The sequence below is a fragment of the Ferribacterium limneticum genome (genome assembly GCF_020510585.1).
In the GTDB taxonomy this organism is placed as follows: domain Bacteria; phylum Pseudomonadota; class Gammaproteobacteria; order Burkholderiales; family Rhodocyclaceae; genus Azonexus.
Window position 1 is genome coordinate 3,917,164 of record NZ_CP075190.1, and the last position, 26,307, is coordinate 3,943,470.

The window sequence follows — 26,307 nt, forward strand, 5'->3', positions numbered from 1 at the left end:
GCATGAGCCTTAGCCCGCGAGCCGCTTTTCTCTGGCGCTTCATGCCGGTGGCTGTTGTGATCATCGTTGGCACATTGCTCCACGGCTATGGCGACGGAATACTTGAGAAATGGATCGTGGCAGGAGCCATGCTCCTTTTCGCGGCGATCGGCATCCTCGTCTGGTTACGTATACGAATGCGCGAAATGGAGCATGAGACAAGATTCCATGCCATTTTTGACTACGCCATGGTCGGCATCGCCACGATCTCACCAGAAAAGACCTGGCTTTCGGTCAACCCGTCGCTGTGTCGCATTTTGGGCTACGGGGCCGAAGAATTGATGCAAAGGACATGGTCTGAACTGACTCATCCGGATGACGCAAAGATGGACGTCAAGAAATTTGATTCAGTCCTGCGCGGTGAATCCGATGGCTACGCGATGGAAAAACGCTTTATCGGCAAGGATGGCTCCGTTGTTCACACGGCCATCTCGGCACGCGCGATACGCAAGGCAGACGGGAAGGTTGATTTTTTTGTCGCCATCATCGAGGACATCAGCAACTGGGTACTGGCCGAAACCGAGTGGAGCGCCTCGGTCAAAACACTGCAGCGTTTTATCGACCACCTGCCCGGCAGCGCTTACGTCAAGACAGCCGATTCACGCATCCTGCTCGCCAACAAGGGATTTCAGGATCAGTTCGGGATCAATCCGGAAGAAATACTGGGCCATCACTCAATCGAGGCCTTTCCTGGCGAATTCGGCAAAAAAGTCGTCGCAGACGATGCGCGCGTTCTAGCCACTGGCATCACCGAGCGAATCGAAGATGAATGGAATGGACGGGTCTTTGAAAGCACCAAGTTCATCATTCCCCGCGACGATGGCAGCGCAGACCTGGGGGGCATCACTATCGACGTCACCGAGCGCCGATTGACCGAACTCAAACTTTCCCAGCAGGCCCGTTGTTCCGCTGTCTTGTTGGCGTTGCCGAAAAAAGCCGAGGAGCTTTCCGAAAAAGCGTTCATGCAATATGCGCTGGAGTGCGCCGAAGAGCTTACGCAGAGCGCGATTGGCTTCATGCACCTGGTCAATGACGACGGTGTGACCATCGAGCTGGTTGCCTGGTCGAGCAGCACGCTAAAAAATTACTGCACGGCCGCCTTCGCCAGTCATTACCCCATTTCAGAAGCCGGCATCTGGGCCGATGCAGCACGTAACAAAAAACCCATCGTCATCAATGACTACGCCAACGCCGAAAACAAACACGGACTTCCCCCCGGTCACTCAGCACTGATCCGTCTGCTCAGCATTCCAGTCATGGATGAAGGCGAGGTCCGCATGATGACGGGCGTCGGCAACAAAGCGGGCGATTACACGGATTTCGACGTCGAAACCGTGCAGTTGATCGGCAGCGAGACCTGGCGCATCGTGCGCCGGCGGCGTTCCGAAAACGCGCTGCGCCTTGCCACACAGGTGGTGAATGCGAGTCCGGTGGTTTGCTTCCGCGCTCGCAGCACGGAAGGCTGGCCATTAGTCTTTATTTCGGACAATGTCCGGCAATGGGGCTACACACCCAAACAACTTATCGCGGGGCAGCCCACCGTATTTGATGTCGTCCATCCCGATGACCTGCCACGGATGCTTGGCGAAACAAACCGCTACGCCGCTGACGGGGTACCACGCTTTGCACAGGAATACCGCTTGGTCACAGCCGAAGGTCAGGTTGTCTGGGTGCTTGGTCGCACCACCATTCGCCTCGACGCCGAGGGCAATCCCGAGTTTTTCGACAGTGTGCTGACTGACATTACAGAACGCAAAGCCCAGCAGTCCTTGATGGACGATGCCCTCGCCCAGCAGAAAAAACTCAACAAACGCCTTGAAGAAGCCAACAATCAGTTGATGCAATCGGAAAAAATGGCATCCATCGGACAACTGGCGGCCGGTGTTGCCCATGAACTGAACAACCCGATCGGCTTTGTCCATTCCAATCTGGGCACGCTGGATGGCTACGTGCACGACCTGATGGCCATCATCGCTGCCTATGAAAGCCTGTTCTGCAAGCCGGGCGAAACCAACCCGCACGCAGATGAAATCAGGCGACTGCTCGAACAGCACGATTTCGCCTTCCTCAAGGAAGACATTTTCAGTCTTCTCGCCGAGTCGAAGGATGGACTTGGCCGGGTCCGCAAGATCGTGCAGGACCTCAAGAACTTCTCACGCGTCGGCGAGCATGAGTGGCAGGAAGCGGACTTGCACCAGGGTATCGATTCGACCCTGAACATTGTCTGGAACGAACTGAAGTACAAGGCCAAAGTGGTCAAGGAATACGGCGATATACCCCATGTGTTCTGCCTCATTTCGCAACTCAATCAGGTTTTCATGAACCTGCTGGTCAATGCCGGCCACGCTATTGAAAGGCAGGGCACAATCACCATTCGTACCACCCGTCACGGTGACGACAAGGTTTGCCTCGAAATCAGCGATACTGGCAAGGGAATCGCGCCGGAGCACATCAACCGGATTTTCGAGCCGTTCTTTACGACCAAGCCGGTTGGCCAGGGGACGGGGCTCGGGCTTTCGCTGTCCTACGGGATTGTCAAACGGCACGGCGGCCAAATCGAAGTTGAAAGCATCAAGGGGCAGGGCACCACTTTCCGTCTGTTGCTGCCCATCAATCCAAAGCAGAACACTGAGATAAAAGTTTCGGAGACTTCATCATGAGCGAGGCGATCGCCCCTCCCACCCTGCTCTTCGTCGATGACGAGCCGGGCATTCTTTCCGCGCTGCGCCGCCTGTTCCGGCCGCACGGCTACCGTATTTTCATTGCCGAAGGCGGTGCCGCCGGGTTGGAAGTACTCGAGAAAGAACAAATCGACCTGGTCATTTCCGACATGCGCATGCCGGAAATGGACGGTGCCACCTTCCTCAAGGAGGTCCGCGGTCGCTGGCCCAATGTGATGCGCATCCTGCTCACGGGCTACGCTGACATCACATCGACCGTCGCCGCGATCAATCAGGGCGAGATCTATCGTTACATTTCGAAGCCCTGGGACGACAACGAGATCGTCAGCATCGTCGCCGAGGCCATCGAACACCAGAACCTGAAGCGTGAAAACCTGCGCCTCACCTCACTGACCCAGGCACAGAACGACCAGCTAAAAGAGCTCAACGCCAGCCTTGAGCAAAAGGTCGCCGAGCGCACCGCCGAGTTGAGCCAGGCGCTGACTTTTGTCGAGCAAACTCACAGCGAACTGAAAAAGGCGTTTCTGACCAGCGTCCAGGTATTTGCCGGCTTGATCGAACTGCGGGGCGGCCCGGCCGGCAGCCAGATTTCCGGCCATGGCCGGCGGGTGGCGGAACATGCGCGCAGCGTCGCCCAGCGGCTCAAACTGCCCGATACCGAGGTCCAGAACATCATGCTGGCCGGCCTGCTGCACGATATCGGCAAGCTCGGCCTGCCCGACGAATTGTTGGGCAAGCCCTTCAACACGCTAACGGCCGAACAACGGGCGCTGGTCATGAAGCATCCGGTCGTAGGCCAGAACATCCTGATGGGCATAGACAAGTTCAAGGAGGCGGCCATTCTTGTCCGCCATCACCATGAATGCTACGACGGCAACGGCTTCCCTGACCATCTGGCCGGGATCGCCATTCCGCAGGGTAGCCGCATCCTGCAAGCCGTCAACGAATATGACTCGCTGATTATCGGTACCCTGGTCCAGCGCCCCCTGAAGCCCGTCGAGGCACTCAATTTCCTGATCGAAAATCGCGGTAAGCGCTACGATCCGGCGGTCGTTGACGCTTTCGCGACCCTGCTTGGCGAAACCGTCAAGAGCGGCTTCACGGAAACGCCCCTGCGCACCATGCACCTCAAGACCGGCATGCTGCTGAGCCGGGATCTCATGCACCGTGATGGCTATCTGCTGCTGGCCAAGGGCACTGCGCTGACGGCAGAAATCATCGGACAGCTGGTCAGAATGGAAAAGTCGGAACAGCAAACTCTGACCCTCTATATTCGCCAGGAGGAAAAATGAGCCGCATCCTGATCGTCGACGACGAGGAGTCCATCCTCAAGTCCCTCAAGCGCGTCCTGCGCCTGGCGCCGTGCACCTATGGCGCGAAGAGCTACACCCTAGAAATTTTCGATTTCAATTCGCCGATGGCCGCGCTGGAGGCTGCACGGAACGATGAGTTCGACCTGTTCATGAGCGACTACCGGATGCCGGGCATGGATGGCATCGAGTTCCTCAAGGCGGCCAAGGCCATCCAGCCCGACGCTGCCCGCCTGATCCTTTCCGGCTACGCCGATCTCAACGCCCTGGTTCGCGCGGTCAATGAAGTCGGCATCGACCGTTTCATCGGCAAGCCATGGAACGACTACGACCTGATGTCGGCCATCGGTCAGGCATTGGCCCACCGCGACCTGATGCTGGAAAACCGCCAGCTGGCCAACCTGGTCCGCCTCGAAATGGGTGACATCACGCCAGAGCAAATTGAAGCCGAACGACTGGAGCGCATCGAACCTGGCATCACCGAAGTCAACTGGGGACCGGACGGCTCAGTTGTTCTCGATCCCGAGTTTCAACGCAAAGGCTGATTGCACCATGCCGGAAAGCGATGCCCAGCACCTGACTTTCAAACTGGTCTATTACGGCCCGGCGCAGAGCGGCAAGACGACCAACCTGCTGCGCCTGCACGACCTGCTGGCCCCGGAGCTGAAGGGCGAGGTCATGACCATGGAGACCAAGGACGACCGCACGCTTTTCTTCGACCTCCTCCCGCTCGGGTTTCGGGCACCATCCGGACTGCTGATCAAATTCCGGCTGTTTACCGTGCCTGGTCAGGTTGCCCATGACGGGACGCGCAAGGCCGTGCTGTCGCGCGCCGATGGCGTGGTTTTCGTCGCCGATGCCGACCGCGCCCAGGAGACCAACAACGGCGAATCGTTCCAGAGCCTGGCCGCCAACTGCGCCCGTGTCGGGCTTGATTTTGACCACCTGCCGATGGTCGTCCAGTTCAACAAGTGCGATCTGCCGAATGCCGTTCCCGAGGCGGAAATCCGCGAACGCTGGTCGGCCGCGCCCTGGCCGCTGGTCTTTGCCGTCGCCCTGACCGGTCAAGGCGTCGAAACGACCTTTGAACTGCTCGTTCGCACGGTCTACCGGAATTTTGGCCCGAAATTGAAATTGCAGACCGAGCACGGCCTCAGCGAAGACGCTTTCGTCGCCGGCGCTCAGGGGAAAAACACGTGACCCTGAGCTTCGACCGCGAGTGGCAACTCGACGAACTGCTCAATGCCGCCACCCATGAACGACTCGGCGCAGCTCTCAGCGACCTGCTCGGGGGCGATTTCGCCATTACCGACGATGCCGGGAAAACGCTTTGGGGCCTTCCCTCGCCCGAGGCTCGCCGCGAACCGCTGATCCTCGAACTCGAACCGGTCGGCTACCTGCTCAGCCGCACCGCTTCAGCTGCCGCCCTGAGCGCCTCCCGCAATCTCATGTTGATTCTGCTGCGCGCCCAGGTGCGTTTCAAAATGGCCTCGACGCTGCATCTCGAATCCGTCGCAGAGGACTTCGAGTCGCTCAAGCGCGAACACGCCCGCCTCAGCGAATCCGAAGCCCGTTACAAGACGCTTTCGGCCGAGCTGGAAGCCCGCGTCAAGAAACAGGTCGGCGAACTCGAGGAACGCCAGCAAATGCTCTACGAGGCCGAAAAGCTCGCCTCGGTCGGGCAACTGGCCGCTGGCATGGCGCACGAGATCAACAACCCGCTCAGCTTCGTGCGCAGCAATCTGTCCACCTTTGAGAAGTACGTCGGCAAATTTGCCGAACTCAAATCGCACCCGGGTTCGGCCGCCGAGGGCTGGCAAGCGCTTGATCTCGACTTCATTCTCGAAGACAGCATTGACCTGCTCCATGACAGCGCCAAGGGCATGGAGCGAATTGCCCGCATCGTGGCCGATTTGAAGGCGTTCTCGAACGTCGACCGGGCCAGCGAAGAATACGCGGACCTCAACAACTGCCTGCGCGAGGCGGCCAGCATGGTTGAGACGCAGATGCCGGCCGGCATCAATTTCCGTTTCGACCTGCTCCCCCTGCCCAGCATCGTCTGCCTGCCGGGACATATCAACCAGCTCTTTTTCAATGTCATCCGCAATGCCGTGCTGGCGATCAAGGACTCCGGCCGGCCGGGCGAGGTCAAGATATCCTCGGAAGCGGACGACGAGGGCATCGTCGTCCGCATCCACGATACCGGTGTCGGCATGACCAAGGAACAGATTGAACACGCCTTCGAGCCGTTCTATACGACACGCCCGGTTGGTTCCGGTGTCGGACTGGGGCTGGCGACAGCGCGCAACGTCATCCAGGCCCATAGTGGCCGCATCAGCCTCGACAGCCAGCCCGATATCGGCACCACCGTAACCATGTTCTTTTCGACGCCGTCATGACCGACTATTCATCACTGTTCACCGGCAAGACCGCGGCACCACAGGCACCAGCAACGCACCTGACGCCACCGCGCTACCGCCTGCTCTTCGTCGATGATGAGCCGGGCATCGTCAAGGCACTCAGCCGCGTTTTTCATCAGGAAAACTACGAAGTCATCACCGCCTGGAGCGCCAAGGAAGGGCTGGAAAAATTCGCCAGCGGGACTATCCATCTGGTCATCAGCGATTTCATGATGCCCGGCATGAATGGCGCGCAGTTCCTGCAGGAAGTCAAAAAACGCTCGCCAGACACCATCCGCATCATGCTCACCGGCCATGCCAACACTGATGCCGTGATGGGCGCGATCAACGAAGGCGCAGTCTACAAATTCATCCTCAAGCCCTGGAATGACGACGATCTGCGCATCACGGTGGCTCTGGCCCTCGAACAGTTCGACCTGATCAGCCGCAACAAGAGCCTGCGTGCCGAAAACGAACAGAAGACCAAGGAAATCTCGGCCCTCTCGCGCCTCGCCGCCACCCATCGCAGCCGGCTCGGCATCATGCTGCACAAGAAGAACCTGCTGACCGACGCCCAGTTGCAGGAACTGACGATGCAACAGGAACGGCGCAAGGAGCCCTTGATCACGCTGCTGCTCGAAAACGACTGGGTGCCGGAACGACGTATCCGCGAGCTGCTCAAGACCGACATGATGATCGAGGAAGTCCAGCTACCGGAATTCCAGGTCGATGCCGCGCTGACCGATCTGATTCCGCGCAGCTTCTGCCTGCGGCAGTGCGTCGTGCCGCTCAAGCTCGACGGTCGCCGCCTGTTGCTGGCCATGGCCGATCCGCTGGATGAAGGCCTGATCGACGAAGTTCGCTTCACGGCCGGCCTCGACATCAATGCAGTCACGGCCGACATCGCGGCAATCCGCAAGAAGGTGGATGAAATCTACGGCGGCGGCGAAGTCGACTTCAAGGAACTGGAAACGCTGGTCAGTTCGCCTGACCCGTACGAAGGCATCGAGATCGTCATCGAGGATGACGACGCCACCAAACTCGAAGACCTTTTGCGCGACACAGAGGCGCCACCAGCCATCCGGCTGGCCAACGCGATCATTCTTGAAGCGATCCGCCTGGGCGCTTCAGATATCCACATCCAACCGCGCACCAAGAGTGTGGTCGTGCGCTACCGGATCGATGGCGTGCTCTCGGACAAGATTCATATTCCGCACCATCTGCATCAGTCGCTCGTCTCGCGCCTGAAAATCATGTCGGAACTCGACATTTCCGAACGGCGTCGCCCGCAGGATGGTCGTATCACCGTCAAGACGCCGATGCGCATGGTCGATCTGCGGATTTCCACGCTGCCGACGATCAATGGCGAAAAAATCGTCATGCGCATCCTCGACCGGAACTCGACAGTCCACAGCATCGAGAAACTAGGGTTTTCAAGCAGCGACCTACGCCGCGTCACCGACATGGTGGCCAAGCCGCAGGGCATCATCTTGGCCACCGGCCCGACCGGGAGCGGCAAGACGACGACACTCTATTCGCTGCTCCAGCACGACGCGACGCCCGACAAGAACTACGTCACCATCGAGGACCCGGTCGAGTACTACCTCGACATGGCCGGCCAGGTATTGATTCGCGAAAAGATCGGCCTGACCTTTCCGGCCGTTCTGCGCGCCCTGCTCCGGCAGGATCCGGACGTCATCCTGCTCGGTGAAATCCGCGACTTCGACACCGCCGAAGTCGCCTTCCACGCGGCGCTGACCGGGCACCTGGTCTATTCGACCCTGCATACCAACTCGGCCGTCGCCACCATTGCCCGACTGTTCGATCTCGGCCTCAAACCCTATGTTGTCGCCACCGCCCTTGAAGGCATCATCGCCCAGCGCCTGGTACGCAGCGTCTGTCCCGACTGCAGCCAGCCGGCAGCGCCAGATCCGGCCGTCATCTCCCGTCTGGGCAGCGCCTTTGCCAATATCGGCGAAATCCGCCGCGGCCAGGGCTGCACTACCTGCCATGGCAGCGGCTACAAGGGTCGCCTCGGCATCTACGAAATTCTGACCCTTGATGACCAGTTGCGGGACTGCATAGGCAGCGGCGCCAGTGTTCTGGAAATCAGCCGTCAGGCCCGGCAAAGAGGGCTGCGCAGCATCATCCATCACGCCGCTGAGCGGGTACAGGCTGGTGCTACCACCCCGGATGAAATTCTGCGAGTACTCGGCCCGGTGACAGGAGAAGTTTGAGGATGGATATTTTTGTCTGGAATGAGAGCTTCGTTACCGGCCAGCCAGTAGTCGATGCCGAGCACCAAGGCCTGGTGAACCTGATCAACTTGATCATCGAGCACCAGTCCACGTCGACGCCGCCAGAAGAAATCGACAAGGTGCTGGTGCAACTGATTCAGTACGCGGTAACGCATTTCCAGCATGAAGAAGAGTTGATGGCCAGTACCGGCTGCGACCCGCGCTTCATCGAAATCCACCGCAACGTGCACGCCGATTTCGGGCAACAGGTGGTCAAGATGCGCGCCATGCCCAGCGACAACCAGGAATTCCTGCTGCGTTTTCTGAGCAGCTGGCTGGCCCATCACATTCTCGGCATGGACCAGTCAATGGCCCGCCAGATCCGGAAAATCCGGGCCGGCATGGCGCCGGAAAAAGCTTTCGAAGAGGAAAAAAGCATGGTCGCCGACCCGGCGACGACCAGCCTGCTCAGCGGCATGAATGCGATGTTCCGGATGATCGCGGCGCGCAACGACGAACTCGAAAAGGCCAACACAACCCTGGAAGCCCAAGTCGTGGCGCGCACACAGGCCTTGACGCAGACCAACGAGCAACTGCTGGTCGAGCAGAGGAGTCTGAAGCTGGCCATGCAGCAGGTCGAATTGACCCAGAAAAAGCTGCTCGAATCGGAACACAAGCGAGCCGAGGCGACCAAGCGCAACATGCAGCAATTGCTCGCCCAGATTATCGATGGCGATCCGGTACCGACCTTTGTCATTGACGCCAAACATCAAATCACCCACTGGAACCAGGCCTGCGCGATGATCAGCGGGCTGCCAGCGGCCGACATGGTCGGCACAACAGAGCAGTGGAAGGCTTTTTATCCGGAAACTCGCCCGGTGATGGCCGACCTGATCATCGATGGCAGTCTTGAGGAGCAGTTCGACACCTACTACCACGGCCATTTTCGGCGCTCGGCGAATATCAGCGGCGCCTTCGAGGGTGAGGCTTTCTTCCCCCATATGGGCGAGCAGGGGCGTTGGCTGTTCTTTACCGCAGCGCCGCTGTGCGATGCAGACGGGCAACGCATCGGTGCCATCGAAACCCTGCAGGACGTGACCGAACGCCACCGTGCCGAGGACGACCTGCGGCAGTACCAGAATCACCTGGAAGAAATCGTGGCCGAGCGCACCTCGCAACTCGGCGAGGCCAATGTCAAGCTGGAGAGCGACCGCCAGGAACTGGAACTGCTACTGACCAAGGTTGAAGAAGCACAACAACAACTGCTGCAATCCGAGAAGATGGCCGCCATCGGCCAACTCGCGGCAGGCGTCGCCCATGAGATCAACAATCCGGTCGGCTTCGTCAATTCCAACCTGGGCACCCTGAAGACCTATGTTTCCCTGTTGCTCAACGTCATCAAAGCCTACGAAGGTGGCGCCCCCGACGATATTTCAGCGGCTCGCCAGAAAGCGGACCTCGACTTTCTGCGCGAAGACCTGCCGTCACTGGTCGCCGAATCGCAGGAAGGCCTCAGCCGCGTCACCAAGATCGTCCAGGACCTCAAGGACTTCTCCCACGTCGACCAGGCCGGACACCAATGCGCCGACCTCAATGCCGCGATGGAAAGCACCTTGAACGTGGTCTGGAACGAGCTGAAATACAAAGCCGAAGTCGTCCGCGAGCTGGGGGATATTCCGCCAGTCGAATGCGTCCCCGCCCAGATCAACCAGGTATTCATGAACCTGCTGGTCAATGCCGCCCAGGCCATTGAGCAACAGGGCAAGATTTTCGTCCGCTCGGGAACCGAGAACCAGCAGGTCTGGTTTGAGATCGAGGACACCGGACAGGGAATGAGCGAAGAGATACGAAACCGCATTTTCGAGCCCTTCTTCACGACCAAACCCGTAGGCAAGGGGACCGGGCTGGGCTTGTCGATTTCTTACGACATCATCGTCAAAAAGCACGGTGGAAGCCTGGATGTACGCAGCACCCCCGGCCAGGGAACTTGCTTCCGAATTAGCCTGCCCCTTGAAGGTCAGGCGGTTTCTTGATTTTCGTACAAGGATCAGTCCAGCATGAAAAAGGCCACTCGGAAGTGGCCTAAATCATTGAATATTGGTGCGCCCGACTGAATTCGAAAGACAGCAGAAATTTCTCTGTAAAATCAATGTCATACAATTCCGAACTGTAGCCCTTGTGTAACAGTGCTGTGTAAGCACCATCAATGCGGAATCAGTATAGCAGCGCGGAATACCACAGCGAAAATTTGTCCGAGCTCCACCCTTCTCGTCTCCCTTCGAGATTTCCCCCGTGGGGGGTCGCTTGCCTGCCATGGTGATGTTAAGTATGATCGGCTCAAAGCTGCCGCACGTCAGCTTGCCCACCCACAATGGCGGAGCTGTATCAGCAGCGTGTTAGTTTCACCGAGTCTGGCTGCCTTTCCAAAGTCTGCCGTATGTCTCGATGTGTGGGTGCATCGGTGGTCATCGGCGATGTCTATTGGAACCCATCAAATGCCCAACTCGTTTTCACCTAGCCGTATCGAACGGCTCAAGCGCGAAGCAAAACAGCTTCGTCAGAACTCCCCCATCACTCATAGTGAAGCGCTCGACAGTATCGCCAAGGATAATGGCTACGGGAACTGGTCGCTGCTAATGCGACACGTTGAAGCCCCTAGCACCACGCCTGCCATGCGCGAGCAGGAAACACCAATACCGTCCGAGTTCATATTTTCCCGGACCAGCGATGAAATGCGGACAGCTCTGAGGGTGATCCCATTCAAGCGCTATGGCCCGAGACCAGACGAAGCCGCACGTAAAGAGGTTGCTGACATTTGTCTAGCGTTTGTTTCTGCAGCAAATGCAGTTGATTTTGCTATTGGCTACATTGAATGCTTACTGACAGTCCCACGATTTAGCATCAGGTCTGGAGCGAAGGTTTATCACGAGATGCGCCGCTGGCTGCCGTATCAAGTACAACCTATCGACGACGGCCACTGCATATTGCTCAATCGCCACTACAAACCAATCGGAATAACGAGCAGCGAGTGGGTCGATTACAACGACTTCCAGCATCTCCATCTTCAATTGGACATCCATCAACTGGAAAAGCTCGCCCATACAGGGAGCGGTCAGGGTTATCTGTTCAATGATGGATGTACGCCGTGGCACGGTCGCAGCGAAGCGAAGGCATACCTAGAGAGACTGCGTACCTTGAAAGCCATACTGGGCGCTAACAAGTAGCCTTCGACGCCTTTTATTGAATCCAAGGGCGGGTGCGCTCCGGCGTGTCAGGCTGGGGCGTACCCTAACTGGATGTCAGGCAGGACATCCACAAATGTCCGGATAGGGTCTATATTGGCATTTATTGACAACACAGGTCCAATATCTTAGAGTCTATCCTGACAACTTCAGGAGCAACCCAGCATGACCGCCACCGCAGCCAGCACTCAGCACAAAGGCCAGAAGATTGGCTATGTCCGCGTATCCACTCTCGACCAGAACACCGAGCGCCAGCTTGAAGGGATGGCACTGGACAAGGTATTCACGGATAAGGCCAGCGGGAAGGACACCGACCGCCCCCAGCTACAGGCAGCCCTTGAGTATGTCCGGGAGGGCGACACTTTGGTTTGCCATTCGATGGACCGGCTAGCCCGCAACCTGGACGACTTGAGGCGCGTTGTCGGTAGCCTCACAGGCAAGGGAATCGCCGTGCAGTTCGTGAAGGAGTCGATGACCTTTACGGGGGCGGACTCGGCTATGTCCCGGCTCATGCTGTCGATCATGGGTGCCTTTGCGGAGTTCGAGCGGAGCCTGATAAAGGAACGCCAGCGAGAGGGCATAGCCATAGCCAAGGAAAAGGGCGTTTATAAAGGACGGAAACCGAAGATGACTCCGGAGCAAGTTGAGGCGTTAAAGGATCAGGACAGGGTGCGGGGTGGAAAGAATCGCACAGGGTTGGCCAAGGAGCATGGCATCAGCAGGGAAACGCTATATCAGTACCTTGATCTTAAGAAAATGACCTGAGTGGCTGCAACGTGCCCTTTGCAGACCAAGACTGATGGTGAATGCAGACGTTCAACCTTTGCGGTGAACCTCCAATTGCAGCAGTGTTGGCTTTTTCCTCCTGCCAGCCTTAGGCCAAAGTTGCACTTTTATGCCTCGGCGCAATCTCACTTGTCGGGGAACGTTAGAGCCCTCCGTTCGAAAAGGAGGTCTAGTAGCTCCCGCACTTCATCCATGAGGAGGGATTGCTTTTGGCTACGGATGCTCAAATAAGCTGCGCCACGATGGACATTGCGTACACTAAAAGTCATTAAGCGCCCAATGCTGAAGGACAAACTATTGAATTCTAGGTCCCTGTCACCGCCGAGACGAATTCCTGCCCCGAATAGTCGGCCAGTTAACTTGTGGTGCTGTTCTACTGCATCGACTAATTCAATGAATTCAAGCCGAATGGAGATGCCGATCATCCCCGTGGGATGTACCGCCTGCACTAACCTCTCGATCAATGGAAACGCAGTATCTACGACGGCAGGGTCGAGTTCTAGGTGAATCTCATCGGGCCCATCGCCTTGCCTTGCCTTCAATACCATCCCTTGAGCCCGGATGGATTTCTCACTTTGCGTGTGCTCGACCTTTTCGGTGGCTAATAGCTCGGCAATTGTCAGAAGTGCCTGGCTAGGATCAACTCCGCCGAGGTCTGCCTTACCGATACTAATGACAATTTGTTCAATTGCGGCTGCGTGTGGGCCTAGTGTGCTGTTCGATGGCACTCCAGTTGAGTTAGCAATTAGCCGAAAGTCATCAAACGAGAATGTCTCCGCATGAGAGTGCGAGAAAACCTCATTTGCGACCGCGATGATATTGTTGAACCCCGCCTCAGATTTCACGTTGAAGCCTTGTAGGAGGCTGAGCGGCGCGCCGACTGTTGAAAGGTCAACTCCAAGGCCAACAGGGACAACTTGTACTCCCTTGGAGTAAGCATGGCCAGTTTCAAAGTACATCCAGTTTGACCGAAGGGAGTTCGAAGTAACAAACGCAAGCATCAGCTTTGCCTGATTCAAGGCCTGTTCCACGCTATGTACCCAGTTTCTTCCAAACGGGATACTCTGCCCGTCACTCGACAGAAACACTTCAATGCTGCCGCCTGTTTTCGCAATAAACAGATCCTTTAACTTGACAAGTGCATGTCTGTCTTGTGAAGAATGGCTGAAGAATATTGTGGGCTTCTGCATGGTGAAGTTCTCTGATAGCTATCGGCAAGAATGTTTGGTTTGGTTTGGCTTGGCTTGGCTGCACTCGTGCCACCAACTACGAACAACCAGGCCACGGGGACAAACGTAATTAAGTTAACCAACACCAAGGAAAAGTGCGAATGAACACAATCGCATGCAAAGCCATAAAAACATATGGCACTCCCTGCTCAATGTGGCTAATAGGGCGATATAGCTTCGGATTTGTGCCTCGATCCATTGCATTCCATTCAGCTTCGTAGGGGCTGATCGGCAACCGCTTCTCTATCTTGTGAATGACTGCGAATTTGGCCGTGTTCAAATTTCGGTAAGAAGTAATTAATGTTTCCCATAGAACCGACAACGCTATACCGCCCAATGAGAGCATCCACATGTACTCGCCTGTATCCTTCGCTGACAGATAGCCGACAAACGCGAGGATGGCAGAATTGACACTAAGGAAATATGAATTAGCCGACGCACGGCGACTACTAATCCGGTCGGCCATTTCCACATAAAGTTTGTACTGGTCCAGAAGATGGGAGTACCACTTGTCGTTATGCGGATAGGTCTGACCATCGGCGATTTCATTGAAAAGGCCATCCTTATCAACCTCAGGTCCCGACATTTAACGGCCTCCACCAATAAGAATTTTCAGGTTGGGCCATGTCCAGTTGTATATCTTGTCTCCGGGGGTCGCAGTGCTTGGCTTAGTCATGCCGCCGTCCGAGTATGCAGCGAGAAGAAAATAAGCTTTACCAAGTTCCTTCGCCATTGCTAATTCCTGCGCGGCACCGATAGCAGATGTCATGTTTCGGCCGCAAAGGACGCAAACAATATCGACGCAGGCAAGCTTCGCCCTTATCTTCGTCTTCCAGTCGCCGTTAATGTGTTCCTTTGACGACCAGTCCGCAAGTTCGAATGGGGAATCGGGAAGTTTTGACTGGCCAACTAATAAATGCTTCTGGCCTTGATCATGATCGAAGTCAAAGCTGATGAAAACACGCTTCTTACCCATTTTTATCTCTCCGGTTGATCATCAAATTGGCAAATGCTGCCATAGGCCACGTCCATTCCATATGTCATGCATTATGTACCAGATATATTTGACGACCACGAACGACTGTTATGGGGGCCAATCTTCACTGGCCTCAACTGGCCGAACTGCGACGGTCACCCAATACCAGTCCCCTACCGGCCACCTGTCCATGCTCTTCGGGCGTACTGAGCGTGGATTTGTTCTGGAGTCGGGAGCTGGCACAAACCCGAGCGGTAAGGCTGTCGAGGTGTGGTGGAACCCCGGCTGCGGGAGCCTAAACGTAGCTGCATTCGGACTGCATCTGATTATTGCAGGTGGCGAGAGGGCTACACCGGCAAGCGCAGTGGCCTGAAACAATCCCAAAGAGAGTACCCGGAATGGCCGCTATTTGTGGTCATTTTCTTTTACACCGTTAGCAGCTTCAGAACACCCTCCAGAACGCAGAGGGCAGCCGTTTGCAGGACTTTTGTTGGCACCCGAATGGGTGTATGCCAATCAGCATAAAACACGCTCAAACAGCGGCGCAATGGCGAACCTGCGCAGATTGCCGTAAACACTTGTTCTACAAGGCTTTTACTGCAAATCGATGGGCAAACCCCAGCTATAGCATAGAGAGCGCGCGCGAGCGTTCGCCTATGTGTTCTTTTGTGGCGTTTTTTCAGCTGATGCAGGAATTGGCGCCATTTATATCAACCAACTTAAAGGAAGAAGAAGATGAAGCACGAAGCACGACGAGGCGCCCGATGAGTGCCACCGAAGATAACCCGGTAGTCATCTACACGGGTGCAACCTGCAAAGGCAATCCCGGCGGCGGTGGCTGGGGTGTAGTCCTCTCACGTAATGGGCGCACCAAGGAACTATGCGGCGGGACCTTCTTCAGCACCAGCGGCGAGATGGCACTTACCGCGGCCGTTAAGGCCCTTGAGCGGCTAACCAAGCCACTGCCGGTACGCCTGCATACCGACTCCGCATTCATCGTTGATGGAATGACCCGGTATGTTGAAGGGTGGAAGTCCCAAGGATGGCGTAAGGCCGATGGAAAGCCGGTAGCCAATGCCGAACTATGGCAGCGGCTGGATGAGCTGGCGGCGGTACATCAGGTGGAGTGGGTCCGTGCAGGGCATGGCCAAGCAAAGAAACTGGCCTTACGTGGGCTCAAGCAACTCGCTTAACAGCAGCAACAGGACTCCCGATAGCGGCCCTCGCAGGGAGTCCGATAGGCAACCATTTACGAAAGCAGATCATGATTCATCCCAACAGCAGCGAGCAGTTAGTATTTCGGCAAGTCGCTTTCCCGGTGTCCGCATTCGACTACCTGAAGGACTTTCAGCGGGACATCGAACGGCAGACCGGTCAGCGGCTCAACAACAATCAGGTATTGGCCCGCATCTTGGCCGAACATCGTCAATCAAATGTAGATAGTGAAGAACATGTCAGCACTCGAAGCCAAGTTAGAACTTGAGAAGGCGATAGCCGCAGGCAGTCCGCCCCCTGCCGAGGCACCACGGAAGTTACTTGTCGGGTCCATCCAACAATTCCCCGAGGTTTTCCAGCCAAGGGGGCCTGCCGGGTACGCCTCGAATGCCCATGTGCGGGACCTTGCCAAAGCCCCGAAAGGAGGCCACGCACTAGATGCGATTACGGTCTTTTGGGTCGGCAGTGACTGGGCGGTCATTGACGGACATCACCGCTTGCAGGCGTACGGTGCCGCAGGTTGGCGGGATGAAGTCCCGGTCAAGGTATTTTCTGGGAGCCTTGATGAAGCGATGGGCTACGCGGGCAGGCTGAACTCGGGCGTGAAAATGCTCATGTCTAACCCCGAGAAGAAGGCCCTTGCATGGCGGCTTTCAACTTGCACCAAGCTCTCAAAAGCGCGAATAGTGCGTGACTCCGGAATGTCCGATGGCTTCATGGCGGGCATGTTCCGCACCCGTACAAAGCTACTCAAGGAGAAGGGGATGTCGCTGACTGACATTGCCGGGCTGTCGTGGCATGAAGCACAGAAACGGGCAGCGGGGAGCACCACTGAGGCGGATACCATTGACCGGGATGCGTGGCTCGAAGAGAAAGCCCAAGTGATGGCCAATAACATCCTCAAGGCTCTCGGCAAGCAGGGCCAGCAGAAGCATGAAGTCCTTGCGCGCGCCCTTGAGATTTACGATAGCCGCCTTCCGGACTCGCTCCGGGAATTCTGGAACGACGAGCGGGGAGAGGTCGAGTTCATAGCCGAGCCCTCAGACCCCAATTCGGAATTCTAGCGACAGCTTGTCGAGGACCCCGAAGACAACCACAAGGCGAAACTGTGGAACTCTTCGGGGTGCATCTCTAGATGGTGCAATTTGCACCCCACGTAATGTTCCGTGCGTCCGTCCGTCACCCCCTGTTTTTGTGGAGATGCGACAAGTCTAAGCCGTCGTAATGCAGCCTCTCCATGGCAGAAATGAGCGGCGACAATGGATAGAAAGCCCCGCCGTAGCCCTCACCTGAATTGGGAGTAGCTGACCCATGCCCAGTCAAGGCATCATGCACCTGAAGCTGTATATCTGAATCCCGGCAGGCATCCTTAAAACCATGCCGGAAGCTGTGGAAGACTTTGCGAGTGTCTTTTATCTTCACAACGTCCCGCAGGTAGCGCCCGAACCATTGCGACCACGTAGCCGTAATATTGCCTTGCCGGGTTCTCTCCAGCAGTGGGAACAACTGGCCATCCCCGGACTCCTTCACAGACTTCCAGTAATCCAGCAATCCGCATTTCACCAGCACAGGATGAACAGGCACCCAGCGACGGCTGACCTCCGACTTCTGTGTCTGCTCATCATCGGCATCCGTGGTGAAGTAGAAGACGTGAACACCACGTTCAAGCTGTATATCCGTGGTCATTAGCTGCCCGATTTCAGACAGACGGGCACCAGAAAAAAGAGAAATGAGCGGAAGCCAGAACGAAGCCTCTCCACGACCACCAATGGGACGCGCTCCTTGGGTGAAAACACGCGAAGCAAACAGATCCGAAAGGTCCTCCGCTGAAAACGGTAGGCGGGCCTTTTTGGTCACCTTCGGCATATGCACCTTAACGCCGGTCGTGGGATTCAGTGGCAGCTTGTCGTTTTCGACAGCCACCGAGAACAAGCCCCGCAAGAGCCCGAGATACTTTCTAACCGTTGCCGGTGCTTTTCCCTTGGCTAGTTGATCATCCTTGAAGGAAACAACATCCGCTTTAGTCATCGCGGAGGCGAGAAGCCCCGGCTTCAGTTCGGCCAGCCACGTAATGACGGATTCCACCTCCATGATGGTGCGAGGCCTAGGGGCTTTCTGCGTTTGCCAGTACTCCCGCAACGCGGTGAAAGTCATACCCTTTCCGATCAATTCACCCCGGATGATGCCAGCCTGAACCATTGGCGTCTCCACCACAGCGCCTCCGTGGCGTAACTTCAGAGCCTCCAACGCTTTCCGGTAGGCGTCCTTCATGGCCATCATCAAGGGAACGAACGAGGGTGAATCCTTGGCGACTTTCAGACCGTAGCTCCCGGCGAAGTCCTCTTCCTCAAAGGTGTCACCCAAACGCGAGCGTCCGGCATCGAAAGCTTCAGCAGCAGCCACCACATCCAATGAGTGCGCCTTGTTCTCCCACTTCCGGTCAGACAATCCACCTTCAGCGGCGGCTTCCATACGGGCCCCGTCGTCCTCTTCAAGGATATGCGCGTAATACAGCGCGGCCATGCGGTCGATTTCCTCGCGGGTCAGGTCTGTAGCTGAACCAACGCTCTGGATGGCTAGGATGTGGGCAAATTCTTGATCTAGCTGGAGAGTGCGCAGGCGAGCAAGGCGGAGTGCTTCGGCCTTCTCACGGGTCCGCAGGGAAACTACCAGTTCATCCTTGCCATAATGCTGGCGCAGGGCAGCCGGAACCCGCAAGCGGTGATAGTAGATTGGTCCTCGTTTAACGAGGTGCGTCTGGTCTTTCAAGTTGGTTCCCATCCCTGAATGATACCGGCTGTGTAACAGCACTGTGTAACAGTTCAGAAAGCTGGAACCTTGAAAAGACGGGGATTGCCGCAATGGCAACCCTTTGGAGAATATTGGTGCGCCCGACTGAATTCGAATCAGTGACCCCTGCCTTCGGAGGGCAGTACTCTATCCAGCTGAGCTACGGGCGCCTTGGGAGGGGAGGATTCTACCTCCAAGGGAAGCCTTGCGTCCATGCTGCGAACAGCATTAAGCTTTTATAAATCAACAATATTGCATAAATCGCCCCCAATGACCCATAGCAACAACGAGTTGTCTCCTGAAGACCTGCAGAAGGTCATTGCCACCATCGATATCCCGACCTGCCCGGGCATGGTCAGCGATGCCATGGAAGAGGGGCAAAAAGACGAACCGGACCTGATTCGGCTCGCCGAGATCATCAGCAGCGATGCCGGCATGTCGGCGGCAGCCCTGAAGCTGGCCAACTCGCCACTTTTTGGCACCAGCAGTCCGGTTTCCAGCGTGCGCAAGGCCGTCGAGCGTCTCGGGACGAAGAATGTACTGTGCGTGGTGGTCGCCTCGGCGCTACGCGCCAGCGTCACCGGACTGCCGGCGGCGTGGATCGAGCAATTCTGGAAGCGGACAACGATGCTGGCTCTGGCATCGAGCCTGATTGCCCGCCGCCAGTACGGGATTTCGGCCGATGCCGCCTATACCTATGCGCTGTTTCACGATGCAGCAATACCGCTGTTGATGCGCCGCTTTCCAAATTACGGCGAGGTTCTGGAAAAATGCCGTCGCGAAGGCATCATGCTGAATGTGGCAGAAGAACAGTATTACCCCTGTAGCCATCCCGTCGTCGGTTCATTGCTGGTCCGCAACTGGGGGCTGCCGGCGATTCTCGGCCAGGCCATCCGCTTTCATCACGAGAACGACGCCTACGACCTGCCGGATCGGACCTTGCCCGGTGGCGCGCTTTCGCTGATAGCCGTGACTCAGGTCGCCGAGCACCTGCTCAGCGAAATTCTTGATGAGGACATCGAGGTCGGCAACGATCTGTTCGCGCGGGCGCTGGACTTCCTTGGCATCTCGGGCGACGACCTCGATGATTTGCGGCAGCCCGTTGCCGCGGCGATTGAATCAGCCGCCAACTGAGTTCAGTCGAAGAGCGTTCTCGCGGCTTCAAAACGCGAGGCGTAATAGCCGTCGCTGAGGCGGTCGATGCGGACCTTCCCGTTGGTCGACGGGGCGTGGATGAAGCGGGCATCGCCGATGAATATCCCGACATGCGAAAACGAACGGTTGAGCGTATTGAAGAAAACCAGATCGCCCGGTCGCAATTCGGCACGATTAATCGCCCGGCCATTGCGGGCGATATCCGCGGCACTGCCCTGGACCTTCAGACCCGCCGCCCGGCCATAGATATAGCTGATCATGCCGCTGCAATCGAGTCCGGCTTCGGGGTTCTTGCCACCGAAGCGGTAGCCGGTATCGATCAGCCCCATGGCATAGAAAACCACTTCATTGCCCTTCTCGCTGACCGAGCGCGACGCTTGCGTTATAGTTTCCGCCGAGTCCGAGGAACGCGGTGCCGGGCCAGAGCAGGCAGCCAGCAACAAGGCTGACAGGAGGATTGGAATCAGGACGGGAATACGCATCAAGCCACAGTGCCTTCTTGGAACAATTTGCAACTTACCGTTTTTACAGGAATTTTCAAGACCATGAATCTGCAAAATACCGATCTGCTACGGTCAACCGGAAAAATTGGCCAAAATTGGAATGCTGCTGATGATGGTTCGACCTTCGCCGTGATCAACCCGGCAAGCGGCGAGCAGATCGGCGAAGTACCACTCTGCGGTGCGGCTGAAACCCGTCGGGCCATCGATGCCGCCAATGCTGCCTGGCCGGCCTGGCGTGCCCTGACCGCCCGCCGTCGTGCCCAGATTCTGCAGGGCTGGAACCGCCTGATCCTCGACAACGTCGACGACCTGGCGCAGATCATCACGGCCGAATGTGGCAAGCCACTGGCCGAAGCCAAGGGCGAAGTCATCTACGGTGCCTCGTTCATCGAATGGTTTGCCGAAGAGGGTAAGCGCACCTACGGCGAGAGTATTCCCAGCCCGGCATCGAACACCCGCCTGATCGTCATCAAGCAGCCGATTGGCGTCTGCGCGGCGATCACGCCGTGGAATTTCCCGTTCGCCATGATTACCCGCAAGGTCGCGCCGGCCCTGGCCGCCGGTTGCCCGGTCGTCATCAAGCCGGCCGAAGCGACACCGCTCAGCGCCTTGGCGCTGGCTGTGCTGGCCGAACAGGCCGGTTTCCCGGCCGGCGTGTTGAACGTGGTGACCGGCAAACCGGCCGAAATCGGCGGCGAACTGTGCGCCAACCCCATCGTCCGCAAGCTGTCATTTACCGGCTCGACCGCGGTCGGTCGCCTGCTCATGGCGCAATGCGCGCCGACCATCAAGAAACTGTCGCTCGAACTCGGCGGCAACGCGCCGTTCATCGTTTTCGACGACGCCGATGTCAATGCCGCGGTCGACGGCGCTCTGGCGGCAAAATACCGGAACACCGGGCAGACCTGCGTTTGCGCCAATCGCTTTCTCGTCCAGTCGGGCATCTACGAGGAATTCGCCACGAAATTCGCCGAGAAGGCGCGTGGCCTCAAGGTTGGCGACGGCACCGAAGCTGGCGTGGCGCAAGGCCCGCTGATCAACGCTGCCGGCCTGAGCAAGGTCGAGGCTCATGTCGCCGATGCGCTCAGCAAGGGCGCCCGCGTGCTGTGCGGTGGCGCCCGTCACGAACGCGGTGGCAACTTCTTCCAGCCGACCGTGCTGGCCGACGTGACAACCGCCATGCAGGTCGCCCGCGAGGAAACCTTCGGCCCGGTCGCCCCACTTTTCAAGTTCGAGACCGAGGCCGAAGCCATCGCCATGGCCAACGACACCGAGTTTGGCCTGGCTGCCTATTTCTTCACGCGCGATGTCGGCCGTTGCTGGCGCGTCGGCGAGGCCCTCGAATACGGCATGGTCGGCATCAATACCGGGTTGATTTCGAACGAGGTCGCCCCCTTCGGCGGCATCAAGCAATCCGGCCTCGGGCGCGAAGGCTCGAAATACGGCATTGAGGATTACCTCGAAATCAAATATCTCTGCTTCGACATCAACGGCTGAGCATGGGCAAGATCGTCCTCATTTCACTGCTGGTTCTGGCTAGCGTGCTGCTCTGGCGCAACTGGAGCCGGCAGCGGCGCGGCGCGTATATCGCTGCCTATCCTTACCAGCGTTTTCTCGACAAGCGGCTGGCGGCGCGCCGACCGGAACTGAGTGCCGAGCAGCGCAACGAAGTTTTCGCGGCGCTCGACGATTACTTTCAGCTCTGCCGCAAGGCTGGCCGGCACATGGTCGCCATGCCGTCGCAGGCGGCGGACGACGCCTGGCACGAGTTCATCCTGTTCACGCGCCAGTACGACAAGTTCTGCCGCCACGCCTTCGGCCGCTTCCTGCACCACACGCCGGCCGAGGCGATGCGCACGCCGACGCAGGCAAGCGACGGCCTCAAGCGCGCCTGGCGGCTGGCTTGCGCCCACGAGAAGATCAACCCGAAAAAGCCGGAGCGCCTGCCCCGCCTGTTTGCTCTGGACGCCGCACTCGGCATTGCCGGCGGCTTCGTCTATCAACTGGACTGTCTGGCGGCCAGCGGCGGCGCGGCGGGGTCCGGCTATTGCGCCAGCCACATCGGCTGCGGCGGTAGTAGCGGCGGATGCTCCGGTGACTCTGGAAGCGCCGACAGCGGAGGTGACGGTGGTGGAGGCTGTGGCGGTGGTTGCGGCGGAGGTGGGGACTAGCCGACTACTTGTGGTAAGTCCGGCTGCTGCCGGAGCCGCCATGACTCGAATTGGCCACGTTGTCGAACATGTTCCAGCCCTGCTGTTGGGCGTAGGCAAAGAACAGCACGGCGAAGACACCGGTGGCGAGGGTGAGTTTGTCGAACATCAGTCGTCTCCATCCGAATCATCACTGCTCACCGGCGCATGGTCGCTTTCGGCCCAGCGCCGCGCCTCGAAGGCGGCATGACGCATGGCGCTGAAAATCGGAAAGATGAGCAGGAAGATCATCACCAAGACGAAATTCGACCAGCCGGCGCCGGCTGTATGCACTTCGACACGGTCGCGCACGGCCATCGGTTTGTCTGGCGCCATGTCCGGATCGAGCGTCAGGTAGTAGGTACCGGCCGGAATATTCAGGAAGACGATTTCGTCGCTCTGACTGCCCTCGGTCCACCGCCCGTCGTCATAACCGCTGTAGAACGACAACTCGCGGGCGGCTGGCCAGGCGGCGCCGGTCACCTTGTTGACCAGCATCATGTCGAGGCCGATCCAGTTGTTGTCGAGCGAGGTCTGGTTGTGCACGGCGATCTTGCGTGGCTTGCCCGTGATCTCGAATTCGCGGGTCTGCACCTCGTCGCCGCGCAAGGGTTCGAAGGTGAAATCCTGGCGCAGCAGCAATTTGCCGCTGGAAACGAAAATGAAGAAGGCCTGAACCAGAATGGCGGCCAGCGCCAGCTTCCAGAACAGCCCCCAAATCCGCCGATTCGTCTCGCTCCACGAATTCGGCTGGTTGGCGAAAACGCCTGTCGGCTCGGGCAAATCTGCTTTCAGCTTGAAAGCCTCGGCGATCACTTGAGGCTCGACGTAGTTGCCTTGCGACCAGGTCAGATCATTGCCCGTCGATTCACTCGACAAGATGAGCGGCGGCGCCACGTAATCGACGACGCGACTGGTTTCACCGCGCCGGACCCGCCACGTAAACTCGCCGCCCACCTGAACGACCTCCGCTGCCTGCGTGGTCGAGAAATGCTTGAAGGACTGCCCGCCAAAACGAACATTATCGACTTCAATGATTCCCCCAGCCGGCGGTTTGGACAGCACGTCGACGACATTCCAGTGACCGTTGTATTCGGTCAGCCAGCGATAGCTGCCATGCTCGCCGGCCAGCAGGTACTCGCTCCAGTTATAGGCCAGACCGTCGACCACACAGCGTTTGACGAGAAAGCCGATGACCTCGACCGGTTTGCCCTCGAGCCGCCCCTTGCTGCCCAGCGGCAGGCGTGCCGAATATTTCTCGTCACGCATGCCGAGCGACTTCGACAGAATCTTGTAGCTCTCGTCCGCGGCATCAACCACGGCGCCACAGGAAGCGCAGCCGACCGCGAGAATTTCCCGCGAGCGGGCCGCCATCGGCGAACCGCAGCTTGGGCAGCGGAAAACGCGGGCCTCGACCGCCTTGGTCGGAACGGCCATGCCGTCGCGCAGGTTGGCCATTTTCAGCGAACTGAACTCGACCGCCTCACCAACAAACAACAGGGGTGGCGTTTCCGAATAATCCAGCGTGGCGAAACTGGCCTGATTTCTCAGGTCGACCGCAGCAACCGGATAGCCGGCCCCCACCTTGAACGGCAACTCGCCCTGGCCGGCCACGCACTCGGCGTTCTCAATATTGCTGACCGTCCACGTCTGGCTGGCCAGTACGAAGCGCTGGCCGATCTTGAGGTCATCAAATTGCGGCAGCGCCTCTGCGACGAACTGCGCGAAGGTGAGCACATACTCACCGCCAGCCTCGGACAGCCAGCCTGTCCGCATGTCGTCAAACAACAGGTGCCACTCGTTCCAGATGCCCTGGCTGTACTTGATCTGGATGCGCCCGATCAGGGCGAAATGGACGCCTTTGTAGCTGCCTTCCGCCCCCAGTTGCAGCGGCGAACGGTCCTCGACCAGCGCCGCCATCTTGCCGATGTCTTCGAGATTCTGGTCGTGGCGAACCAGCGTGCTCTGGCAGTATTCGCAGACGGCAAAGACCGAGGACGCCGATTTGAAGACAACCGGCGCCCCGCAGGAAGGGCAGTGGGCAGTGACAGCCACGTTGCTACGGTCAACTCAGTTTTTTGAGCAATTCCGCTTTTTTGGCGTCGAACTCGGCCTGGCTCAGGATGCCTTTTTCGACCAGCCCATGCAGCTTTTCCAGCGTTGCCACAACTTCGTCAGCCGAGACGGAAGCGGCGACCGGCGCTGCTGCGCCCGTACCCGGCTGTAGCGCTCCGGCCATGGCCTGCCCGACCACCTGGCCGAAACCGACCCCGGCCCCCAGGCCAACGCCCATCGCCGCCAGGCCACCCTCGTTCTTCGCCGCATCGGGAATGCTGTTGGCGACCTGGTACTGCGTGTAGCGCTGCATATCGCCGATCATGTTCATGCCGATTTTCTGGTCGAGAATCTTCTGCAGTTCCTCGGGCAGCGAGACGTTCTGGACGACCAGCGAATCGAGGGCCAGACCGTACTCGGCGAACATCGGCGCCGCCTTGGTGAACATCGCCTTGCCGAATTCGTCCTGATTGGCCGCCATGTCGATGAACGGCACGCCGGATTCGCCGAACAAATCGGTCAGGCCGGCGACCAGGGTGTTGCGCAACTGGCCTTCGAGTTCCTCGCGGCCATAGGCATCGCGCGTACCGGAAATCTTCTGGTAGAAGGTCTTCGGGTCGGTCAGGTGATACGAGTAGATGCCGAAGGCACGCAAGCGGACGACGCCGAATTCCTTGTCGCGTATGGTGATCGGGTTCGGCGTGCCCCACTTCTGGTCGATCTGGGTGCGTGTCGAGAAGAAATAAACATCGGACTTGAACGGGGATTCAAAGAGCTTGTCCCAGTTTTTCAGGTAGGTCAGGACCGGCAGGGTCTGCGTCGTCAGCTTGTACATGCCGGGCGCAAAGACATCGGCGACAGTGCCTTCGTTGACGAACATTGCCACCTGCGAGTCGCGCACGGTCAGGCTGGCACCGTTCTGGATTTCCATCTCGGCCATCGGGAAACGCCAGGCCAGAGTGCCGTCACCATCCTCGGTCCATTGCAGGATGTCGATAAACTGTTTCTTGATGAAGTCCATCAGAGCCATGAGTTTTCTCCTTGTATGGTCAGGCGATGCAGCCGGCGTTGAGAATGCCGATGCCGAGGGAAAGCGAAGCGAGGAATATCCCGGAGGCAACCTTGCCCTGCGGAATGTTCAGATTGATCTGCGGCAGCGCAAAGCGGGCAACGATGTAGGCCATGAGCTGGACGACACAGGCAACGACGCCCCAGCCGATCATGACGTAGATGTTATGGCTGGCCGCCACCGACACCGCGATCGGCAAGGCATAGCCGATGATGGCCCCGCCCAGGCTGATCGCCGCCGCCGTATTGCCCTCGCGGATGAGGGCCAGCTCGCTGTAGGGCGTGACGAAGACATAGAGCACGAGAAAGACGGCAAGCAGCCCGACGGCTGTCGCGAAATAGCCGGCAAAGGCCGGCAGGCTGCTGATGACCGGATCGAACATGGAATCTCCCGGAGGAAGCGCAATGACAGCGGATTGTCACCGCTCGCCGG

24 protein-coding genes and 1 tRNA gene are annotated in these 26,307 nt (G+C 58.0%); 15 read left to right on the forward strand and 10 right to left on the reverse strand.

The features are described 5' to 3' along the window. The first annotated feature begins 2 nt into the window (after positions 1 to 2). The 9 genes from KI613_RS18720 to KI613_RS18760 all read left to right on the forward strand — a co-directional run bounded on the left by KI613_RS18720 (position 3) and on the right by KI613_RS18760 (position 12,673). The gene (locus KI613_RS18720) at positions 3 to 2,699 is read left to right on the forward strand and encodes a PAS domain S-box protein (protein ID WP_226402317.1); all 2,697 of its coding nucleotides are present in this window, start codon (positions 3 to 5) and stop codon (positions 2,697 to 2,699) included. Next, positions 2,696 to 4,012 (forward strand): HD domain-containing phosphohydrolase, encoded by a 1,317-nt coding sequence (locus KI613_RS18725; protein WP_226402319.1) that lies wholly within the window; start codon positions 2,696 to 2,698, stop codon positions 4,010 to 4,012. Before KI613_RS18720 ends, KI613_RS18725 begins: the two co-directional genes overlap by 4 nt. Further along, on the forward strand, positions 4,009 to 4,575 hold the full coding sequence (locus tag KI613_RS18730; protein ID WP_226402321.1) for a response regulator: 567 nt from the start codon (positions 4,009 to 4,011) through the stop codon (positions 4,573 to 4,575). Before KI613_RS18725 ends, KI613_RS18730 begins: the two co-directional genes overlap by 4 nt. Before the next feature lie 7 nt (positions 4,576 to 4,582). Further along, positions 4,583 to 5,230: a GTP-binding protein gene (locus KI613_RS18735; protein WP_226402323.1), complete on the forward strand. Its 648-nt coding sequence runs from the start codon at positions 4,583 to 4,585 to the stop codon at positions 5,228 to 5,230. Beyond that, positions 5,227 to 6,429 (forward strand): sensor histidine kinase, encoded by a 1,203-nt coding sequence (locus KI613_RS18740; RefSeq protein ID WP_226402325.1) that lies wholly within the window; start codon positions 5,227 to 5,229, stop codon positions 6,427 to 6,429. Before KI613_RS18735 ends, KI613_RS18740 begins: the two co-directional genes overlap by 4 nt. Next, positions 6,426 to 8,666 (forward strand): ATPase, T2SS/T4P/T4SS family, encoded by a 2,241-nt coding sequence (locus tag KI613_RS18745; protein ID WP_226402327.1) that lies wholly within the window; start codon positions 6,426 to 6,428, stop codon positions 8,664 to 8,666. The genes KI613_RS18740 and KI613_RS18745 overlap by 4 nt, the downstream gene beginning before the upstream one ends. Positions 8,667 to 8,668: 2 nt before the next feature. Next, positions 8,669 to 10,699 (forward strand): ATP-binding protein, encoded by a 2,031-nt coding sequence (locus KI613_RS18750; RefSeq protein WP_226402329.1) that lies wholly within the window; start codon positions 8,669 to 8,671, stop codon positions 10,697 to 10,699. 462 nt (positions 10,700 to 11,161) lie between these two features. Continuing rightward, positions 11,162 to 11,890 (forward strand): glyoxalase superfamily protein, encoded by a 729-nt coding sequence (locus tag KI613_RS18755; protein WP_226402331.1) that lies wholly within the window; start codon positions 11,162 to 11,164, stop codon positions 11,888 to 11,890. A gap of 183 nt (positions 11,891 to 12,073) precedes the next feature. Next, positions 12,074 to 12,673: a recombinase family protein gene (locus tag KI613_RS18760; RefSeq protein ID WP_226402333.1), complete on the forward strand. Its 600-nt coding sequence runs from the start codon at positions 12,074 to 12,076 to the stop codon at positions 12,671 to 12,673. A 146-nt stretch (positions 12,674 to 12,819) separates the two neighbouring features. Here KI613_RS18760 and KI613_RS18765 read toward each other — a convergent pair whose 3' ends face one another. The 3 genes from KI613_RS18765 to KI613_RS18775 all read right to left on the reverse strand — a co-directional run bounded on the left by KI613_RS18765 (position 12,820) and on the right by KI613_RS18775 (position 14,899). Beyond that, positions 12,820 to 13,884, reverse strand: coding sequence for a toll/interleukin-1 receptor domain-containing protein (locus tag KI613_RS18765; RefSeq protein WP_226402335.1), 1,065 nt, complete (start codon positions 13,882 to 13,884; stop codon positions 12,820 to 12,822). A 109-nt stretch (positions 13,885 to 13,993) separates the two neighbouring features. Beyond that, positions 13,994 to 14,509, reverse strand: a complete 516-nt coding sequence (locus KI613_RS18770; RefSeq protein WP_226402337.1) for a RipA family octameric membrane protein — start codon at positions 14,507 to 14,509, stop codon at positions 13,994 to 13,996. Beyond that, complete coding sequence (locus tag KI613_RS18775) at positions 14,510 to 14,899, reverse strand: TIR domain-containing protein (protein ID WP_226402339.1); 390 nt, start codon at positions 14,897 to 14,899, stop codon at positions 14,510 to 14,512. It lies immediately after the preceding gene. 509 nt (positions 14,900 to 15,408) lie between these two features. On the opposite strand from KI613_RS18775, the gene KI613_RS18780 reads away from it, so the two are divergent. From KI613_RS18780 to KI613_RS18790, 3 genes are all read left to right on the forward strand, one after another. Further along, positions 15,409 to 16,092 (forward strand): ribonuclease H family protein, encoded by a 684-nt coding sequence (locus KI613_RS18780; RefSeq protein ID WP_226402341.1) that lies wholly within the window; start codon positions 15,409 to 15,411, stop codon positions 16,090 to 16,092. Between the two features lie 71 nt (positions 16,093 to 16,163). Further along, positions 16,164 to 16,382 (forward strand): hypothetical protein, encoded by a 219-nt coding sequence (locus tag KI613_RS18785; RefSeq protein WP_226402343.1) that lies wholly within the window; start codon positions 16,164 to 16,166, stop codon positions 16,380 to 16,382. Further along, positions 16,351 to 17,178, forward strand: coding sequence for a hypothetical protein (locus KI613_RS18790; RefSeq protein WP_226402345.1), 828 nt, complete (start codon positions 16,351 to 16,353; stop codon positions 17,176 to 17,178). The genes KI613_RS18785 and KI613_RS18790 overlap by 32 nt, the downstream gene beginning before the upstream one ends. Positions 17,179 to 17,293: 115 nt before the next feature. Here the strand turns inward: KI613_RS18790 and KI613_RS18795 are convergent, their stop codons facing one another. Both KI613_RS18795 and KI613_RS18800 read right to left on the reverse strand, forming a co-directional pair. Next, complete coding sequence (locus KI613_RS18795; protein ID WP_226402347.1) at positions 17,294 to 18,883, reverse strand: DUF6538 domain-containing protein; 1,590 nt, start codon at positions 18,881 to 18,883, stop codon at positions 17,294 to 17,296. 114 nt (positions 18,884 to 18,997) lie between these two features. Next, a tRNA-Arg gene (locus tag KI613_RS18800) sits at positions 18,998 to 19,074 on the reverse strand. Positions 19,075 to 19,174: 100 nt separating this feature from the next. Between KI613_RS18800 and KI613_RS18805 the strand changes: the two genes are divergently transcribed. Further along, entirely contained in the window at positions 19,175 to 20,038 is an 864-nt protein-coding gene (locus tag KI613_RS18805) for an HDOD domain-containing protein (RefSeq protein ID WP_226402349.1), read from the forward strand. 2 nt (positions 20,039 to 20,040) lie between these two features. Here the strand turns inward: KI613_RS18805 and KI613_RS18810 are convergent, their stop codons facing one another. After that, a complete protein-coding gene (locus KI613_RS18810; RefSeq protein ID WP_226402351.1) occupies positions 20,041 to 20,541 on the reverse strand; it encodes a C40 family peptidase in 501 nt (166 codons plus the stop codon). A 63-nt stretch (positions 20,542 to 20,604) separates the two neighbouring features. Between KI613_RS18810 and KI613_RS18815 the strand changes: the two genes are divergently transcribed. Together KI613_RS18815 and KI613_RS18820 are read left to right on the forward strand one after the other, a co-directional pair. Further along, entirely contained in the window at positions 20,605 to 22,059 is a 1,455-nt protein-coding gene (locus tag KI613_RS18815; RefSeq protein ID WP_226402353.1) for an NAD-dependent succinate-semialdehyde dehydrogenase, read from the forward strand. 2 nt (positions 22,060 to 22,061) lie between these two features. Continuing rightward, positions 22,062 to 22,733: a glycine-rich domain-containing protein gene (locus KI613_RS18820; RefSeq protein ID WP_226402355.1), complete on the forward strand. Its 672-nt coding sequence runs from the start codon at positions 22,062 to 22,064 to the stop codon at positions 22,731 to 22,733. A gap of 4 nt (positions 22,734 to 22,737) precedes the next feature. On the opposite strand, the gene KI613_RS18825 is transcribed toward KI613_RS18820, so the two are convergent. Genes KI613_RS18825 through KI613_RS18840 form a run of 4 tightly spaced genes read right to left on the reverse strand, consistent with a single transcriptional unit; the run spans position 22,738 to position 26,257 of the window. Further along, positions 22,738 to 22,881 carry a hypothetical protein gene (locus tag KI613_RS18825; protein WP_226402357.1) on the reverse strand — a complete coding sequence of 48 codons (144 nt, stop codon included), beginning with the start codon at positions 22,879 to 22,881 and terminating at the stop codon, positions 22,738 to 22,740. Then, entirely contained in the window at positions 22,881 to 24,806 is a 1,926-nt protein-coding gene (locus KI613_RS18830) for a DUF4178 domain-containing protein (protein ID WP_226402359.1), read from the reverse strand. Before KI613_RS18830 ends, KI613_RS18825 begins: the two co-directional genes overlap by 1 nt. Positions 24,807 to 24,816: 10 nt before the next feature. Then, a complete protein-coding gene (locus KI613_RS18835) occupies positions 24,817 to 25,836 on the reverse strand; it encodes an SPFH domain-containing protein (protein ID WP_226402362.1) in 1,020 nt (339 codons plus the stop codon). Positions 25,837 to 25,855: 19 nt separating this feature from the next. Then, positions 25,856 to 26,257, reverse strand: coding sequence for a DUF350 domain-containing protein (locus tag KI613_RS18840; RefSeq protein WP_226402364.1), 402 nt, complete (start codon positions 26,255 to 26,257; stop codon positions 25,856 to 25,858). Positions 26,258 to 26,307 lie beyond the last annotated feature (50 nt).